19 protein-coding genes and 2 riboswitches are annotated in these 15,676 nt (G+C 58.9%); of the genes, 13 read left to right on the top strand and 6 right to left on the bottom strand.

The genetic code is table 11. The annotated features are described in order from the left end of the window. Nucleotides 1-32: 32 nt before the first annotated feature. Both rplS and rpmE read left to right on the top strand, forming a co-directional pair. Entirely contained in the window at nt 33-416 is a 384-nt protein-coding gene (rplS, locus tag RZ517_RS03340; RefSeq protein ID WP_317056013.1) for a 50S ribosomal protein L19, read from the top strand. 12 nt (nt 417-428) lie between these two features. After that, complete coding sequence (gene rpmE, locus RZ517_RS03335) at nt 429-650, top strand: 50S ribosomal protein L31 (RefSeq protein WP_317056014.1); 222 nt, start codon at nt 429-431, stop codon at nt 648-650. Nucleotides 651-712: 62 nt separating this feature from the next. On the opposite strand, the gene RZ517_RS03330 is transcribed toward rpmE, so the two are convergent. Then, the gene (locus RZ517_RS03330; protein WP_338550062.1) at nt 713-1,000 is read right to left on the bottom strand and encodes a DUF1330 domain-containing protein; all 288 of its coding nucleotides are present in this window, start codon (nt 998-1,000) and stop codon (nt 713-715) included. A 15-nt stretch (nt 1,001-1,015) separates the two neighbouring features. Beyond that, entirely contained in the window at nt 1,016-2,104 is a 1,089-nt protein-coding gene (locus tag RZ517_RS03325) for an NmrA family NAD(P)-binding protein (RefSeq protein ID WP_338550061.1), read from the bottom strand. Between the two features lie 117 nt (nt 2,105-2,221). On the opposite strand from RZ517_RS03325, the gene RZ517_RS03320 reads away from it, so the two are divergent. The 6 genes from RZ517_RS03320 to RZ517_RS03295 all read left to right on the top strand — a co-directional run bounded on the left by RZ517_RS03320 (nt 2,222) and on the right by RZ517_RS03295 (nt 7,716). After that, entirely contained in the window at nt 2,222-2,878 is a 657-nt protein-coding gene (locus RZ517_RS03320) for a winged helix-turn-helix transcriptional regulator (RefSeq protein WP_338550060.1), read from the top strand. A gap of 102 nt (nt 2,879-2,980) precedes the next feature. After that, nucleotides 2,981-3,790 carry a division plane positioning ATPase MipZ gene (locus RZ517_RS03315; protein WP_338550059.1) on the top strand — a complete coding sequence of 270 codons (810 nt, stop codon included), beginning with the start codon at nt 2,981-2,983 and terminating at the stop codon, nt 3,788-3,790. Between the two features lie 70 nt (nt 3,791-3,860). After that, complete coding sequence (locus RZ517_RS03310) at nt 3,861-4,271, top strand: GFA family protein (protein ID WP_338550058.1); 411 nt, start codon at nt 3,861-3,863, stop codon at nt 4,269-4,271. Between the two features lie 110 nt (nt 4,272-4,381). Then, a riboswitch (TPP riboswitch) is annotated at nt 4,382-4,490 on the top strand. A 34-nt stretch (nt 4,491-4,524) separates the two neighbouring features. Further along, on the top strand, nt 4,525-5,505 hold the full coding sequence (thiB, locus tag RZ517_RS03305; RefSeq protein WP_338550057.1) for a thiamine ABC transporter substrate binding subunit: 981 nt from the start codon (nt 4,525-4,527) through the stop codon (nt 5,503-5,505). Continuing rightward, nucleotides 5,481-7,037, top strand: coding sequence for a thiamine/thiamine pyrophosphate ABC transporter permease ThiP (locus RZ517_RS03300; RefSeq protein WP_338550056.1), 1,557 nt, complete (start codon nt 5,481-5,483; stop codon nt 7,035-7,037). Before thiB ends, RZ517_RS03300 begins: the two co-directional genes overlap by 25 nt. Continuing rightward, on the top strand, nt 7,024-7,716 hold the full coding sequence (locus RZ517_RS03295) for an ATP-binding cassette domain-containing protein (protein ID WP_338550055.1): 693 nt from the start codon (nt 7,024-7,026) through the stop codon (nt 7,714-7,716). Before RZ517_RS03300 ends, RZ517_RS03295 begins: the two co-directional genes overlap by 14 nt. Nucleotides 7,717-8,055: 339 nt before the next feature. Here the strand turns inward: RZ517_RS03295 and RZ517_RS03290 are convergent, their stop codons facing one another. From RZ517_RS03290 to RZ517_RS03280, 3 genes are all read right to left on the bottom strand, one after another. Continuing rightward, nucleotides 8,056-8,493, bottom strand: a complete 438-nt coding sequence (locus RZ517_RS03290) for a 6,7-dimethyl-8-ribityllumazine synthase (RefSeq protein ID WP_338550054.1) — start codon at nt 8,491-8,493, stop codon at nt 8,056-8,058. 78 nt (nt 8,494-8,571) lie between these two features. Further along, nucleotides 8,572-8,726, bottom strand: a riboswitch (FMN riboswitch). 174 nt (nt 8,727-8,900) lie between these two features. After that, complete coding sequence (locus RZ517_RS03285; RefSeq protein WP_317056021.1) at nt 8,901-9,128, bottom strand: EF-hand domain-containing protein; 228 nt, start codon at nt 9,126-9,128, stop codon at nt 8,901-8,903. 276 nt (nt 9,129-9,404) lie between these two features. Continuing rightward, nucleotides 9,405-10,403 (bottom strand): asparaginase, encoded by a 999-nt coding sequence (locus RZ517_RS03280; protein ID WP_338550053.1) that lies wholly within the window; start codon nt 10,401-10,403, stop codon nt 9,405-9,407. A gap of 203 nt (nt 10,404-10,606) precedes the next feature. On the opposite strand from RZ517_RS03280, the gene RZ517_RS03275 reads away from it, so the two are divergent. Then, nucleotides 10,607-11,110 carry an invasion associated locus B family protein gene (locus tag RZ517_RS03275; protein ID WP_422395569.1) on the top strand — a complete coding sequence of 168 codons (504 nt, stop codon included), beginning with the start codon at nt 10,607-10,609 and terminating at the stop codon, nt 11,108-11,110. Between the two features lie 15 nt (nt 11,111-11,125). Here the strand turns inward: RZ517_RS03275 and RZ517_RS03270 are convergent, their stop codons facing one another. Further along, nucleotides 11,126-12,076 (bottom strand): L-threonylcarbamoyladenylate synthase, encoded by a 951-nt coding sequence (locus RZ517_RS03270; protein WP_338550051.1) that lies wholly within the window; start codon nt 12,074-12,076, stop codon nt 11,126-11,128. Between the two features lie 134 nt (nt 12,077-12,210). Between RZ517_RS03270 and RZ517_RS03265 the strand changes: the two genes are divergently transcribed. From RZ517_RS03265 to RZ517_RS03250, 4 genes are all read left to right on the top strand, one after another. Continuing rightward, the gene (locus tag RZ517_RS03265) at nt 12,211-13,929 is read left to right on the top strand and encodes an acyl-CoA dehydrogenase (RefSeq protein WP_338550050.1); all 1,719 of its coding nucleotides are present in this window, start codon (nt 12,211-12,213) and stop codon (nt 13,927-13,929) included. Continuing rightward, complete coding sequence (locus tag RZ517_RS03260; RefSeq protein WP_338550049.1) at nt 13,929-14,972, top strand: MBL fold metallo-hydrolase; 1,044 nt, start codon at nt 13,929-13,931, stop codon at nt 14,970-14,972. The genes RZ517_RS03265 and RZ517_RS03260 overlap by 1 nt, the downstream gene beginning before the upstream one ends. A gap of 5 nt (nt 14,973-14,977) precedes the next feature. Next, nucleotides 14,978-15,427, top strand: a complete 450-nt coding sequence (locus tag RZ517_RS03255) for a DUF6173 family protein (RefSeq protein WP_317056026.1) — start codon at nt 14,978-14,980, stop codon at nt 15,425-15,427. Between the two features lie 88 nt (nt 15,428-15,515). Next, the gene (locus RZ517_RS03250) at nt 15,516-15,650 is read left to right on the top strand and encodes an aa3-type cytochrome c oxidase subunit IV (protein WP_338550048.1); all 135 of its coding nucleotides are present in this window, start codon (nt 15,516-15,518) and stop codon (nt 15,648-15,650) included. Nucleotides 15,651-15,676 lie beyond the last annotated feature (26 nt).

The raw sequence follows: 15,676 nt of genomic DNA, 5'->3' as shown, positions 1-15,676 counted from the left end.
GGACCAACCGCAAGCATATAGGAGTTGAAGCGATGGACATTATCGCTCAGATCGAGGCGGAACAGATTGCCGCCCTCGGGAAGGACATTCCCGATTTCAAAGCCGGCGACACCGTGCGCGTGGGCTTTAAGGTGACCGAAGGCACCCGCAGCCGTGTTCAGAACTTTGAAGGCGTCTGCATCAGCCGCAAAAACGGCGACGGCATTGCCGGATCCTTCACCGTTCGCAAGATTTCCTTTGGCGAAGGCGTGGAACGTGTGTTTCCGCTCTTTTCGACTAATATCGACAGCATCACCGTTGTCCGCCGCGGCCGTGTGCGCCGCGCCAAGCTCTACTACCTGCGTCAACGCCGCGGTAAATCCGCGCGGATCGCAGAAGATTCCAACTACAAGCCAAAATCCGGCGCTCAGGCATAAGGAGCGGATAAAATGAAAAAAGATCTGCACCCCGATTATCACATCATCGACGTCAAAATGACCGATGGCACCATCGTGCAAATGCGCTCGACCTACGGCAATGAAGGCGACACGCTCTCTTTGGACGTGGACCCCTCGGTGCACCCCGCCTGGACCGGCGGCGGCGCGCGCCTCACTGACGCAGGCGGTCGTGTGTCGAAGTTCAAAAACAAATACGCAGGGCTGGGCTTCTAAGCCATCCCGCAGACAAGACCACAAAACGCCGCCCAATCGGGCGGCGTTTTCTTTTTGTAGGGTCAATCGGCGTATACCGTTATAATCTGGTCCGAGGCCTCTTCTCGCAATGGGATCAGCGCCGTGTACTCGGTATCTTCATACCAGTCTTTCAGCGCATCCTCGTCCGGAAAACGCGCGATCACCACCATCTGATGATCGGGCGGCGCATCGTCCAACGCATCCTTGCGCTGGCCCGCGAACATCAACTCCGCACCATAGCGACCGGCCACCGCCTTCGACTTTGTCAAGTAATCTTGAAACTTCACGGGGTCCTTACCCGCGATCTGGGACATCATGATTGCACTCATTTCAGGTCTCCTTGGTTAGGCAGCTGCGGTCAAAGACCCAGAGTGGGTCTCCACCCAATCCGTGCTGTCGCCCACATAACGAGGGTTCTCAAGCACCGGTAAGTGCGCCTCCGCCATCGCCCTCTCCAGATCCGGAACCGGCGTCAGTCCAACCCTCGCAAACCCCCAAAGCGCAGCCAGCTTTTTTGATACTGTTCGCTGCGCCTCGGGCCGGGTCGCTGCTCGCCACGCCGTCTCCAGAAACGCCTCCGGCGCCATCCCGCCCACCGTCTCAACCACATCTGTGGGCGCGTTCACCGCAAAGGCCCTTCGGCGATACTCCTGCACATAGATCGCCAACTGCGACAACATCAGGTGCGAATAGTTGCTGGGCGCACTTGCCCGCACCGCCTTGGCAAACATCCTATCACTGACCGGCATGTACCGCACCCTTCGCCCCAGCGCCGTGCCCATCGCCGCCGCAATCTCGTTGGGCGACAATAGCTCCGGCCCTGTCGGGCGGTACGTCTTTCCGGCATGGATCGCAGGGTCGGCCAGACACCCCGCCGCCACCGCCGCAATCGCCTCGTTTGACGGTCCAGCATTCTTTTTCTCATCCCCATCGCCCAGCGGCATGGGCAACACACCCAACTGCGCGGCCATTGGCAGGACCATGAAATAATTGTCAGCGAACCACCCCACATTCACCACACTCAAGGTGGTGTCGGGCAGCAGCTTCAGCATCTCCTCGGACAGCCAGACATCCCGGGTAAAGCTGGACACGTGCCGCACATCTGACAACCACTGACCCAGCATCACCACATGCTCCAACCGCGCCTCGGCGGCAGCGGCCGCAAAAATCGCACCAAACTGCAACCCACCTGGTGCGGTTGGCGCGCAATGATAGGCCCGCTGCACCCCCGCCATGGCTCGCTGCACATCCGCCATGTCAAAGATGTTGCCAACCATCACCTCGGCGCCCATATCACGCATCACTCGTGCCCGCGCATCCTCACGCCGCACCATCGCCCGCACGGGGAAACCTCGCTCGCACAATTGCTGCACCAACGGCAATCCCGTTTTCCCTGCCGCGCTTGTCACAAGAATCTTTGCTTTTCTGGACATCACCCGTCCTTTCCGGTTTGAAAGAGAAGGCCGTCACGCTGGACGGCATAAATTGTCTTCTTTATTTTATAAAGTGATTACTTTATATTTTAAATTCACAAATATGTGAGGTGTGGCATGGCCAAGTCCAAAAGCTACAATTTGCTTTGTCCCATTGCCCGGGCACTAGACGCCCTGGGCGACAGGTGGAGCCTTTTGATCCTACGTGACCTCCACGCCGGGCCTGCCCGCTTTGCCGATCTGCAAAAGGGGCTGGCTGGGATCGCGTCGAACCTTCTGACCGATCGCCTGGCGCATCTGTCCAAGGAAGGCCTGATCGAGAAAACCCAAGGCGCCCACAACACCGCACTTTACCAACTGACCAATGCCGGCTGGGCCACGCGCGGCTTACTCTTCGATCTAGCCCTCGTCGGAGGTCGCATGCAGCCCGTACCCGAACCCAAGAAACCCGGCAACCTGCGCACCGTCGCCGTCACCCTCGCCGCCGCCTTGGACCGCGTGGTCGCGCCCGATACGTCAGCGCAAGCGCAACTGACCGTCGATGACGAACCCTTTGCAATTTCGATCCACAATGGCGATGTCTCGGTGCTTTCAGGCCCCAATCCAGACCGTCAAGTGTCCATCACCACGACCTATCCGGACCTGCTGGCCGCCGCCGCAGGGGCGATGCCGCTCGACGCCTTTGCCAAATCGGCCAGCATCACCGCTAACGACGCCCGTGTCGCCGAGACGACCATGACCCTCCTCGGGGCCGCAATGGCGCAAATGCAATAATTCCACTTCAAAGCGCGCAATCCCGCTTCAAAGAACGCGGCATACAACATATAGTAGCGCACAACACCTGCAGAGCAGCATGGCAGGACAAGAGGGACAGGCATGGCGCATATTATAGTCGTCGGGAATGAAAAAGGCGGGGCGGGCAAGTCGACCGTGTCGATGCATGTGGCCACGGCCCTGGCCCGTATGGGCCACAAGGTCAGCGCACTGGATCTTGATCTCAGGCAGAAAACCTTTGGGCGATACGCACTCAACCGAGCGAAATTCCTGAAGTCCGAAGGCCTTTCCCTTCCCAGCCCACGCTACAAGGATTTGCCAGAGATCGACCCCACACAGCTGCGCGCGGGCGAGAATGTGTATGACCGCCGCCTCTCGGTGGCCGTCGCTGAGCTTGAGGCGGATAGCGATTTCATCATGATCGACTGCCCCGGCTCGCATACCCGCCTGAGCCAGGTGGCGCACTCGCTGGCCGACACGCTGGTCACGCCTCTGAACGACAGTTTCATCGACTTTGACCTGCTGGCCCATGTGGACACGGATGGGCAGAAAATCCTCGGTCCTTCAGTCTATTCCGAGATGGTCTGGAACGCGCGGCAGCTACGCGCGCAGGCAGGCCTAAAGCCCATCGACTGGATCGTGCTGCGCAACCGGCTGGGCGCGCAGCAGATGGTCAACAAGGAAAAAATGGGTGCAGCGCTGGACAACCTGGCCAAGCGGATCGGGTTTCGCACAGCACCGGGATTCAACGAACGGGTCATCTTTCGCGAGCTTTTCCCACGCGGCCTGACGCTGTTGGATCTCAAGGATATTGGCGTGAAACAACTCAATATCTCCAACGTCGCCGCCCGACAGGAATTGCGCGACCTGATGAAAGCGTTGAACCTGCCCGGTGTGACGGTCGATTTCTAAAGTCTGGGGCCACAGATTCCGCGAATCCTCTTTCTCGTGTATCCTTCCGATGTTTTCGAGGGAGGAAATTATGTCAAAAATTGAAGGGGGATGCCTGTGTGGTGCCGTGCGCTATAGCTCGGATGCTGAGCCGGTGATGCAGGCCGTGTGCCATTGCAAGACCTGCCAAAAGATCAGCGGATCAACCTATTCTTTCAACGTCGCCGTGCCCGAAGACAGCCTGAGGGTCGAGGGTGAAGTGGCCGCTTATGAGGATCACAGTGGCTCAAGCGGTGGCCCGATGTATCGCCGTTTCTGCCCAAAATGCGGCAGCTCGCTCTATGGCGGCGGTCCGCTTTACGGGCCACTTTTGTTTATCAAGGCCGGGACTCTGGATGATCCAAGCTGGGTCGCGCCAGAGGTGCATATCTGGACCGAAGAAAAGCTGCCCTGGACGGAAATTCCACAGGGTGCAACCTGTGCCGAGCGCAACCCCGGCTAAGGGGATCTGGCGCTACTAACCGATGTTTCGAACCCGCCCAGACAGGCGCGGTGCAAAGGTGTTTCGCTGCCCGATTGCGCTTGTCTTCCTGCGCACATCCACCTAGGTTGCCGCCTACCTCGGGGTGTCCCGGATTTTATCCTGGACTGAGATGCACATCGCGAACCCGTTGAACCTGAACCGGCTAGAACCGGCGGAGGGAAGGTAATGGACATGCATCCATCCTGACCCTCTCGCCGCAAAGGAGGATGCCATGAAACATCTTGTTTTTGCTGCGGGATTTCTGAGCGCTGCCACGATTGCCGTGGCCGAGACGCCTGAATTGACCGTGTACACATATGACAGTTTTGTCTCTGACTGGGGCCCCGGCCCGCAGGTCGAAGAGGCGTTTGAGGCTCAGTGCAACTGCGATCTCAAACTTGTGGGGATCGAAGATGGCGCGGCGCTTTTGGCGCGCATGAAACTCGAAGGCGCCGGCAGCGATGCCGACGTGGTGCTGGGACTCGACACCAACCTGATCGTCGCCGCCAAGGAAACCGGGCTTTTTGCCGAGCATGGGCAGACCCCCGAGCTTGATCTGCCGATTGGATGGAGCGACAGCGTCTTCCTACCCTATGACTGGGGATATTTCGCGTTCGTGCACAATGCGGATGCCGAAGCACCGACCAACTTCAAGGCCCTGGCCGAGAGCGACAAGAAGATCGTCATTCAGGACCCACGCTCCTCCACCCCTGGTCTGGGCCTGCTGATGTGGGTCAAAACCGCCTATGGTGATGAGGCGCCTGCAATCTGGGAAGGGTTGGCCGATAACGTGGTCACCGTGACCAAAGGCTGGTCCGAAGCCTACGGTCTCTTTCTCGAAGGCGAGGCCGACATGGTGCTGAGCTATACCACATCACCCGCCTATCACCTCATTGCCGAGGAGGACCCGAGCAAGGCCGCCGCCGCCTTTGATGAAGGTCACTATATGCAGGTTGAAGTTGCCGCCAAGCTGGCCGGCTCGGATCAGCCGGAGCTTGCGGATCAGTTCCTCGCTTTCATGCTGTCGGACACGTTCCAGGGCATCATCCCGACCACCAACTGGATGTACCCCGCAGTCACACCCGAGGGGGGATTGCCAGAGGGATTTGAGACATTGGTCACACCGGAAAAATCGCTTCTGCTGAGCCCCGAAGAGGCCGCAGCGGCGCGTGACGCGGCGCTGGATGAATGGCTGACCGCGCTCAGCCAGTAAGCGCCACACCCGGCAAGATCGTCGCGACTGTGGTCGCGACGATCATCTTTGGTGCGCTGGTGGCTGTGGCCCTGCGCGCCGAGACGGGGCGCGGTTTGGGCGCACCCGATTGGGCGGCGTTGCGCTTTACCGTCCTGCAGGCCACGTTGTCTGCTTTCTTCAGCGTTGCCCTTGCCATTCCGGTGGCGCGCGCTTTGGCGCGACGGCGATTCAAGGGACGGCGCTTGCTCATCGCGCTCTTGGGTGCGCCGTTCATCCTGCCTGTCATCGTGGCGGTCCTTGGCCTGATCGCCGTATTTGGCCGTGCGGGCTGGGTGAGCGAATTTCTGGCACTCTTCGGCCTGCCGCCAGTTCAGATCTATGGGCTTCACGGTGTGGTTCTGGCCCATGTCTTCTTCAACCTGCCTCTGGCCACGAGGCTCATCCTGCAAGGCTGGCAGGAAATTCCCGGCGAGCGGTTTCGTCTGGCGGCACAGCTTGGCGTGGATGGCTGGGCCATGGTGCGGCTGATTGAACTGCCCATGCTGATGCGTGTGGTGCCCAGCATTCTGGCGGTGATCTTTGCCATTTGCCTCACCAGCTTTGCGGTGGCCCTGACATTGGGCGGCGGGCCAAAGGCCACGACAATTGAACTGGCCATCTATCAGGCCTTCCGGTTCGATTTCGACCTCGGACGCGCCGCGCTGCTCTCTGTTGTTCAGCTTGCGTTAACTATTGCGGCAGGGGCACTGGCCCTCTGGCTGGCCAAGGGCGACGGGTTTGGCACAGGGCTGGACCGCCATGTCCGGCGATGGGATGGGCAAGCGGCTCTGGCGCGCTATGGCGATGGCACTGTGATCACTCTGGCGGCGGGATTTCTGTTGTTGCCCATGCTGGCCATGGCACTGAACGGCTTGCCCACATTGCTTGATTTGCCGCCACAGGTGTTTAGCGCCGCGCTAACATCCATCCTCGTAGCGTCCGTAAGCACGCTGCTCCTGCTCACAATGGCCCTGCCAATGACTGCCGCAATTGCGCAAGGGCGCGGTGGGGTGCTGGAACTGGCTGGCATTCTGGGTCTTGCCGCTTCACCGCTTGTCATCGGCACCGGGCTCTTCATCCTCATCCGACCCTGGGGCAATCCGCTGACCTGGGCTTTACCGGTCACGGCCTTGGTCAATGCCATCACCGTGCTGCCCTTTGCCCTGCGCGTGCTGGTGCCCCGCGCGCGAGACGTGGTGGCGCGACAGGGGCGTCTTGCCCTGTCACTTGATATGCAGGGCTGGCCTTTCCTGCGCCATGTGCTTTTGCCACGGCTCAAGCCCCAAATCGGCTTTGCCGCCGGGCTGGCCGCCGCATTGTCTATGGGAGACCTCGGCGTCATCACGCTTTTTGCCGATCCGGATGTGGCCACCCTGCCCTTGCAGGTGTATCGCCTGATGGGCGCTTACCGGATGGACACGGCCGCAGGTGCTGCGCTTTTGCTGCTGCTGCTATCCTTTGGGGCGTTCTGGATTTTGGACAGGGGCGGGCGTGCACATGTTGAAGCTTGAGGACTGCATCATCCGCAACGGCGCGTTCGAGCTGAGTGCAGACCTGTCGGTCAAAGAGAGTACACGTGTGGCCATCATCGGTCCTTCCGGCGCAGGCAAATCGACCTTGATTGAGGCAATCGCCGGGTTCCTTCCCGTTGCAACCGGGAAGATCACGTGGAAAGGCACAGACATCTCTCATGCGCCCCCGGGATCACGGCCCCTGACAATGCTCTTTCAGGAGGATAATCTCTTTCCGCATCTCAGTGTGGCACAGAATGTAGGATTGGGGATAAGTCCCAAGCTACGTCTGTCTTCTGCCGATCAAGAGGCGATCAAACAGGCACTGGACAGGGTTGGTCTCAGCGGCATGGACACGCGCAAACCCTCGGAACTCTCTGGCGGTCAACGCAGCCGCGCAGCTTTGGCACGGGTGCTGGTGCAACGGCGTGACCTTCTGCTGCTGGATGAGCCGTTCGCCGCGCTTGGTCCGGCCTTGCGTGCCGAGATGCTCGATCTGGTGCAGGAGTTATGCGAAGAGACCGGTGCGACGCTTTTGATGATCAGCCACGCGCCAGAAGATGCGCGACGGATTGCGGGGGAGTGCATTCTGGTGGCAGAAGGTGAGGCACAGCCGCCAAGGGAGACGATGGCTCTTTTGGACAACCCGCCGCGGGCTTTGCGGGATTACTTGGGATGAGAAAGGTGGGTAGAATACCCACCCTACATCCACCAAATGTTTCGCGTGCGAAACAAGTTAATGCATTGTTAAAAAGTGGTTTTTATGACCCAATGACCGCGCCATAGGTGAGATGTTTGCGGTAGGGCGGGGTTTCACCCCGCCACATGTGCACCGAATAGGTTGGCGGGGTGAAACCCCGCCCTACAGCAACCTCAAACGTTTCGCGCAAAATCAGCTTAAGATATTGTTAATATTTACTAATATCTCGCAAATTTCGGGAAAAATGTTTCGCGCGCGAAACGTTTTGGGGCCTAAAACGGGGTAAGGTGGGCAAAATTGCCCACCCTACGGCTTTTCTCAGGCCGCTTGCAGGGATTTACGCGCCTGTGTGATCTGTACAGCTGCTCTTGCCGCCTCCCGGCCTTTCTCAACGAAATGCGCCCGGAAGATCGCGTTGTGATGCGCGCTGTCCTGATACTGATGCGGGGTCAGGGACACCGACAGTACCGGCACACCGCTATCAAGGCCCGCGCGCATCAGTCCATCGACCACGGCTTGGGCCACAAACTCATGCCGGTAAATACCGCCATCGACTACAAAGGCCGCCGCCGCAATCGCGGCATAGCGCCCTGTGCCCGCCAGATCTCGGGCCAGAAGCGGCATTTCAAATGCGCCGGGCACATCGAACACATCGACGGCCTCACGCGGGATAACCTCACAAAACCCTTCAAGCGCGCGATCCACAACATCGGCGTGCCAGTTGGCTTTGACAAAGGCGTAACGGGTGTGTGTCATGGCATTCTCCTTTCACTGTCGCGACACGTTCACCCAAGGCGCAGCACGACAGGAAAGGGCGCAGGATGCGACCAGACCTGGCGTTCTCTTCCATCCGGACTGTGACCGTCGGCTCTGGAGTTGCACCAGATCTGCTGACCAAGGGTTTCGGGAAGAAACCCGTTGCGCTCGCGGGCTTCGGGACATTGCCCGTTACCGCCGGTGGGGAATTTCACCCCGCCCTGAGAACATGTGGGAGAATGCAGGAAAGTCGCGGTATGGGCAAGCCGGGGAGGTCTTAGGTCTGCGAAACCATTCTGGGGAAGAGGTTGGTTTTGCAACAGGCCTCAGCCGCCATACCGCGACGATCGTAACAAGGCGCGCATCAGGATTTGGGATTGGATAAATGCGCGCCTTGGAGTGGTGGGTTATGCTGGCAGGATGCCTGCCTCTTTGCCCGCTTGAACTTCTGCTTCGCTCAGAAGGCCATCGCCATCTGCGTCAAGCGTTTCAAACGTGCCCTCAGGCGCATCCGGCATAACTGCCTGGAATTCGTCAGGTGAAACCATACCATCTCCATCGGCATCCATGGCCAGCGCAATGGCAGGCACGCTCATGACAAGTGCAAACAGTGTGACTTTCAGTTCCTTAGTCATTTCGACTTTCCCTTTGTTGGGTTCAGGTGTCCGGGGCGTCTTGCCGTCGGACCCTCAACATGGAGATGCGCTTTGCGGTTGGTTAGAGGGTCGCGGGAATGGCCATGATTTTCGCGAAAAAAGGCTCAGGGCGCGGATCAGAATCAGCAGGGGATTGCCGGGTGAAGGCAGGTCTATGCCCACGCGCGGAAAGCAGCGCAGGGTACTCAGGGGGATCGGCGAAAAGCTGTAGAAACGATGGTGAGCTTGGTGTCAGCGAAGCTCTGCCGAAAAGGCTCAGGACAGCAAGGCATCGACCGGTTTGATCTGGCCTATCTCGATTTTTCGACGATTGCGGATGGGCGCGTTCATAAAACGCCTGGAAGATGGATGCTCGGGGTCGAGCACCCCAATCCGCACCAAAAGCGCAGCAATCGTGCAGTTAGCTGCGCGGGTAGACCCATCTGTGATTTTCAATGCAATCCCACGCTTGCGGGTCGGGGCAATGGCTACAAAATACCCCTCTGCCCCGGTCTTGAGCGCCACAGGCTCTGAACAGGCGCGCATCAATTCGGTGCAGGCGCGTTTTTCGCCCGCCACCAGAAGCGGGTGTTCAATCATCGCCTGTACAAGCCGCACCGCCGCTGTGTGGCGCGAGTCTTTGCCCTCAACCGCGCTTGCAAACCACCCCATGGCCCGGCCCATGCCGCGCATCGTGGTGATCGAATTGGGGGCAGAACAGCCATCGGGTGCAAATCCTGGGCTTGGTTCGCCTGTGACCTCCTCGAATGCCGCGAAACAGGCTTTCTGCGCTGGGTGGTCCGGGTCGATGTAGTCTGCCCCGCCCCCCAGATGCTTGGACACGGTCATGAACCCTGCATGCTTGCCAGAGCAGTTGTTATGAACCTGACAGGGAGATCCATCGGTTTTGATCAACTCGTTAAACGCAGCACGATCCTGCGGCATCTGGGGGCCGCAGCGGAAGTCATTGTCAATGTAGCCCAACCCCGTGATCCAGTCACGAACACGGTCCGTGTGAACCGCCGCGCCCTGATGCGAGGCGCAGGCCAGCGCAAGGTGTTCAGTGGTGAGTCCAAAAGCATCCGCCGCGCCGCTTTCAATCAGCGGCAAGGCCTGGATCATCTTGGCCGAGCTGCGCGGATAGACCACCGCATCGGGGTCACCCCAGCACTCGACGATCTCACCTTTTTCGTCACAAATCAGAGCATGTCCGTAATGCAGGCTTTCAATAATCTGTCCGCGCCAGATTTCTGTCAGGGGAACTGGGGTACTCATCGTCTGTCTCAGGCTCTGTTGCTCACGCGAAATTTTGCCAATTGGTCCTTTTATGTCTCGCGTGTTTCAGGCTATTATTGCAATGTCGAGACTGAATTGGCCAATTTTATAAGATTTCCGACAAGGAATGCAGTTGGCTTGGGAAAATTGAGGCTAGGAACAGCTTGGAGGCTGCTCAAATGGGATCACTGAAAGCAATCGGTATGGCTGTGGCATGTGCTGCGCTCACGGCGACGGGTGTTTCAGCACAAGAAGAAAGCACAAATCAGGTGGCGGCCAAGACCGCGTGGAGCGTTTTTGAGGATGCGGATCCGAAAGAATGCTGGGCGGTGTCGTCGCCGACCGAAACCGTGAACACCAAGGATGGCCGCGTGGTGGCTGTGCGGCGCGGTGATATTCTGTTCATGACCTTTTTCCGCCCCGGCGCGGGTGTGAAGGGTCAGGTGACATTCACCGGGGGGTATCCTTTTGCGGGTGGCTCGACCGTGAACGTCAATATTGGCGGACAGGAATTTGAGATGTTCACCGAAGGGGAATGGGCGTGGCCTGCGAGTACGTCGGATGATGCCAAGATCATTGCGGCGATGCAGCGCGGGACCAACGCGGTTCTGACGGCACGCTCGGGGCGTGGGACCATCACCAAGGACACGTTCTCGCTGTTGGGCTTTACCGCTGCTTTGGACGAAGCCGAGAAGCGCTGTCAGTAGCCAGACTTCGGAAAATCACACGTCGCGCGGGGCTGCTGCGCGGCGGAGCCTGTCGTTGATGGCAAGACCGATCCCATGTTCAGGAATGGGCGAGACGGCTATGGTTTTGGCCTCCAAAGCATCGAGCCGGTGTAGATGACCAAAGAGATTTGCCGCCGCTTCGATCAAGTCTCCCGCCTCGGACAGGTTGAGGTCACAGGTGACTTTGCCAAACCCTAACAAAACTTCGCCTTCCTGAGCCGCCTCTGCGTTCAAACGCACCTTGGCGCCCGGTGCATAATGCGAGGCAAGCTGGCCCGGCGCACTGATGCTATCCGTCTCGGAATGTTGCACAAGGGGCCGACCAATCGCAGCCTCGATGGCTTCTGATGGAAGCCCGCCCGGACGCAGAAGTCTGGGGTTACCGCTCAAACCGAGAATAGTAGATTCCAGCCCGACATCACAGGTGCCGCCATCTACCACTGCGTCGATCTTGTGCTCCAACCCGGCGATCACATGATCTGCGCTTGTTGGGCTGATCCGCCCGGACGGGTTGGCCGATGGCGCCGCAACCGGACCTTTGAAGGCGCGCAGCAACGATTGCCCCACCGGGTGCGCGGGCACACGAATGGCCAGTGTGGGCAGCTCGGCCGTGACCAGAGGCGACAGGCCGGTCCCTGCGCGCAACGGCAAGACCAAGGTCATCGGGCCAGGCCAGAACGCAGATGCCAAGCGATCTGCTGTGTCAGACCATTCAACAAATCTCTTCGCGGCCTCGGTACCCTGCACGTGCACGATCAGCGGATTGAACCGCGGCCTGCCTTTGGCGTCAAAAATCCGCGCCACAGCATGATCGTTTCGCGCATCAGCGCCAAGGCCATAGACCGTCTCGGTGGGAAAGGCGACAAGCCTGCCTGCGCGCAGGATTTCCGCCGCGCGGGAAAGGCCCTGATCATCGGCGGGCAGAATTTCCAGAGACGAAGACATAAGAAGTTTGACGCCGCGTTTTTGTTGCCGGTCCAGATGCTTGCAATACTGTGACAATCATTGAGACTCACACAGATACAGAAGCGGGCTCATTTTTCCAAGCGCCTCAGCTCTGGCACATTCAGGAGACAGACATGCCGTATCGCGCCCCTGTCACAGATTTTCAGTTCTTGTTCGATCACGTGGTTGGTTTGAAACAGATTGCCAGCACGGAACGGTTTGCCGATGCAACGGAAGATGTGGTTCAAGCCATTTTGGCCGAGGCGGCGAAGCTAAGCGAAGAAGTACTGGCCCCATTACAGCGGGCGGGTGATTTGCATCCTGCGCGGCTTGAGAATGGCGTGGTGCGCACAAGCCCCGGGTTTGCCGAAGGGTATCAAGCAGTGGCCGAGGGCGGATGGGTGTCCATCGCGGCCAGTCCCGAGCATGGGGGTATGGGCTTGCCCATGACTGTGACCTCGGCAGTGAACGAGATGATGGGCAGTGCGTGCCTCAGCCTTCAGGTCAGCCCGTTGATGACCCAAGGTCAGATCGAGGCGCTGGAACATCACGCCAGCGATGAGATCAAGGCGATTTACCTGCCCAAACTGGTGAGCGGCGCGTGGTCGGGGACGATGAACCTGACCGAGGCGCATGCGGGGAGTGATGTGGGATCCCTGCGTAGTAAGGCTGAACCCAACGGTGACGGGACGTATGCGATCAAGGGTCAAAAGATTTTCATCAGCTGGGGCGACAATGATTTCACCGAGAATGTCTGTCACCTGGTTCTGGCGCGCTTGCCGGATGCAGGGCCGGGGACCAAGGGGATCAGTCTCTTTCTGGTGCCGAAATTCATTCCCGATGCGCAGGGCGCTCCGGGCAAGGCAAACGATCTGAAAGTGGTCAGCCTTGAGCACAAGCTGGGCCTGCACGGCAGCCCCACCGCTGTGATGCAGTATGACGGAGCCACCGGATGGCTTGTGGGTGAGGAACATGACGGCATGCGCGCCATGTTCACAATGATGAACAACGCGCGCCTAGGCGTGAGCTTACAGGGCATTGCGGCGGCAGAGGGCGCGATGCAGCACGCGATAGGCTATGCCACGGACAGGGCCCAAGGCCGAAGCCTCGCGCCCAATCCGACCGGCACGATTTTCGATCATGCCGATGTGCGCCGGATGCTAACGACGATGAAAGCCGAGATTTTCGCGGCACGCGCGATTTCCCTGTCTCTGGCTGCGGCGATTGACATGGAAACAGCAACAGGTGCCGATGAATGGCGGGCGCGGGCCGCATTCCTGACACCCATTGCCAAGGCGTTTGGCACTGAGACAGGCATCGCCATGTGCAATATCGGCGTGCAAGTGCATGGCGGGATGGGCTATGTCGAGGAAACCGGTGCAGCGCAGTATTTGCGCGATGTGCGGGTCACGGCGATTTACGAAGGCACCAATGGGATACAGGCGATGGATCTGACTGGTCGTAAGCTGGCCGATGGCGGCGAAGCCGCCTACGCGATCCTCGATGAGATCGAGGAACGGGCCGAGGCGGCGCGGCACAGCCTGCCGGAGTTGGCCGAACCGGTGTGGCAAGCCACCGAGAGCCTGCGTGAAGCTACGGAATGGATGGTCGCACAGACGGATATGAATGCGCGCTTTGCAGGGGCTCTGCCCTTCTTGCGCGCGTTTGGTCGTGTGCTTGGAGGGCACTTTCATCTGACTGCGGCGATGGCGACAGAGGGCAAAGGGCCACGGGCAAGCCTGGCGCAGTTTTACATCGCTCAACTTTTGCCTGAGACACATGGCCTTCTGGCACAGGCGACAGCAGGTGCGGACACGCTTTATGCCCTCAGCCAAGAAGACTTTGCCGCCTGATGGCAGACACCAGCGGCAAGATCCGAACCCCATGGGACAGCCCACCGGAGCATGGTGAGGCGATTGAAGTCGCGCCCGGGGTGCTCTGGATTCGCCTGCCACTGCCGATGGCGCTTGATCATGTGAATATCTACGCCTTTGACGAGGGTGAGAGCTGGACCATCGTGGATACCGGCATTCGCTCCAAGCGGTCGCAGGCTTTGTGGGAGGGCATTCTGTCAGAGCCGCTCAACGGTAAGCCTGTGTCGAGGGTGGTTCTGACACATCACCATCCGGATCATATCGGTATGGCCGGCATGCTGATGGAGCGGTTCGGAGCCGAACTTGTCATGACGCGCACGGCGTATCTGATGGCACGGATGCTGATTTTGGATGTCGAAGAGCGGCCCACCCCTCAGGCCCTGCAATTCTGGCGACGCTCCGGGATGGATCCGGAAACCTATGAAGCGCGCAAGAATGACAGGCCGTATAACTTTGGCGATATCTGTGCGCCAATTCCTGTGGGGTACACGCGCGTCAAACAGGGCGATGTCCTGCATATGGGCGGACGCGACTGGGATGTGCATATTGGCAATGGGCATGCGCCCGAACACCTGACGCTCTGGAGCCGCAATGACGATCTGGTGGTGGCCGGGGATCAGATCATTTCCTCGATCAGCCCGAATATCGGCGTCTATCCGACCGAGCCGGACGCAGATCCGGTGGCGGATTGGCTTGAGGCTTGCGGGCGGCTGGCGGCGCTTGCGCGAGAGGATCATATGGTTTTGTCGGGACACAAGCTCCCATTCACTGGCCTACCTGTTCGCATGCGGCAATTGATCGACAACCATCACGGCGCGCTTGATCGTCTGAGAACACATCTGGACACGCCAAAGACCGCCGCTGAATGCTTTGCGCCCTTGTTCAAACGAAAAATTGATCCCGGCACTTATGGATTGGCCCTTGTCGAAGCGGTTGCGCATCTCAATCATCTGCATCAGGCTGGAGACATAAGCCGCCACCTGCGAGAGGATGGCGCGTGGCTTTGGCAAAGTGAGGGGTGAGCATTATGGACGATAAAATCGAAACATCCGCAGAAGCAGCCGAGGCTGCGGCTTTGCCGCGGTGTCATGAGGTTCATACGGACCCAAGCAAGCCGCACACGGATGTGCCCGACGCCGTTGCCAAGAGCCCCGTGGAGCAAAAAAGCCCGGCGCAATGGGCCTATGAGCGGCTGATCCTCTACATCCAGAATTTCGAGAAAACGCTCGACAATGAGCATGAGATTGCGATGGGTTTCACCGGCGGTCAGGCCGGTGTGCTGCGGATTGAGGGCATGGGGTATTTTGACCCGGATATCGTGACCTTCTATGGCAGCGACCCGGCAGGAACAAAAACCCAATTGATTCAACATGTCAGCCAGTTGAGCGTGCTCCTGCGCGCCCTTCCCAAGCAGGAAGAACAGAAAGAAGCCAACCGCATCGGATTTCGTCTGGCGGAGGACCTCGAAAAAGGCTGATGCTGCGGCGTTCAGGGGCGTGACAGTGGTGTGGAAATCCAGTATCCACGCGATCGACAGTTTTATTTTGCACATGAGGGACGGGATCATGTCGGATCACAAACACGGCGATATGGACATCAAAGTTCAGGAAAAGACCTTTAACGGGTTTATCAAAGCCTCGGCCTGGGTTGCGGGAATTTCCATTGCGCTGTTGCTGTTCATTGCCATGATTAACGGCTGACCGTTTTCCTAAAACGATAAGGTGTA

This window comes from Roseovarius sp. S88, from assembly GCF_037023735.1.
GTDB classification, from domain to species: Bacteria; Pseudomonadota; Alphaproteobacteria; order Rhodobacterales; family Rhodobacteraceae; genus Roseovarius; species Roseovarius phycicola.
The sequence above is the reverse complement of the archived record's forward strand: the minus strand, read 5'-3'. Positions and strand labels throughout refer to the sequence as shown.

Bases quoted from the DNA above. Each gene is read 5' to 3' on its own strand.
- rplS (WP_317056013.1), top strand. From the start codon at position 33: ATGGACATTATCGCTCAGATCGAGGCGGAACAGATTGCCGCCCTCGGG.
- rpmE (WP_317056014.1), top strand. From the start codon at position 429: ATGAAAAAAGATCTGCACCCCGATTATCACATCATCGACGTCAAAATG.
- RZ517_RS03330 (WP_338550062.1), bottom strand. From the start codon at position 1,000: ATGAGTGCAATCATGATGTCCCAGATCGCGGGTAAGGACCCCGTGAAG.
- RZ517_RS03325 (WP_338550061.1), bottom strand. From the start codon at position 2,104: ATGTCCAGAAAAGCAAAGATTCTTGTGACAAGCGCGGCAGGGAAAACG.
- RZ517_RS03320 (WP_338550060.1), top strand. From the start codon at position 2,222: ATGGCCAAGTCCAAAAGCTACAATTTGCTTTGTCCCATTGCCCGGGCA.
- RZ517_RS03315 (WP_338550059.1), top strand. From the start codon at position 2,981: ATGGCGCATATTATAGTCGTCGGGAATGAAAAAGGCGGGGCGGGCAAG.
- RZ517_RS03310 (WP_338550058.1), top strand. From the start codon at position 3,861: ATGTCAAAAATTGAAGGGGGATGCCTGTGTGGTGCCGTGCGCTATAGC.
- thiB (WP_338550057.1), top strand. From the start codon at position 4,525: ATGAAACATCTTGTTTTTGCTGCGGGATTTCTGAGCGCTGCCACGATT.
- RZ517_RS03300 (WP_338550056.1), top strand. From the start codon at position 5,481: ATGGCTGACCGCGCTCAGCCAGTAAGCGCCACACCCGGCAAGATCGTC.
- RZ517_RS03295 (WP_338550055.1), top strand. From the start codon at position 7,024: ATGTTGAAGCTTGAGGACTGCATCATCCGCAACGGCGCGTTCGAGCTG.
- RZ517_RS03290 (WP_338550054.1), bottom strand. From the start codon at position 8,493: ATGACACACACCCGTTACGCCTTTGTCAAAGCCAACTGGCACGCCGAT.
- RZ517_RS03285 (WP_317056021.1), bottom strand. From the start codon at position 9,128: ATGACTAAGGAACTGAAAGTCACACTGTTTGCACTTGTCATGAGCGTG.
- RZ517_RS03280 (WP_338550053.1), bottom strand. From the start codon at position 10,403: ATGAGTACCCCAGTTCCCCTGACAGAAATCTGGCGCGGACAGATTATT.
- RZ517_RS03275 (WP_422395569.1), top strand. From the start codon at position 10,607: ATGGCTGTGGCATGTGCTGCGCTCACGGCGACGGGTGTTTCAGCACAA.
- RZ517_RS03270 (WP_338550051.1), bottom strand. From the start codon at position 12,076: ATGTCTTCGTCTCTGGAAATTCTGCCCGCCGATGATCAGGGCCTTTCC.
- RZ517_RS03265 (WP_338550050.1), top strand. From the start codon at position 12,211: ATGCCGTATCGCGCCCCTGTCACAGATTTTCAGTTCTTGTTCGATCAC.
- RZ517_RS03260 (WP_338550049.1), top strand. From the start codon at position 13,929: ATGGCAGACACCAGCGGCAAGATCCGAACCCCATGGGACAGCCCACCG.
- RZ517_RS03255 (WP_317056026.1), top strand. From the start codon at position 14,978: ATGGACGATAAAATCGAAACATCCGCAGAAGCAGCCGAGGCTGCGGCT.
- RZ517_RS03250 (WP_338550048.1), top strand. From the start codon at position 15,516: ATGTCGGATCACAAACACGGCGATATGGACATCAAAGTTCAGGAAAAG.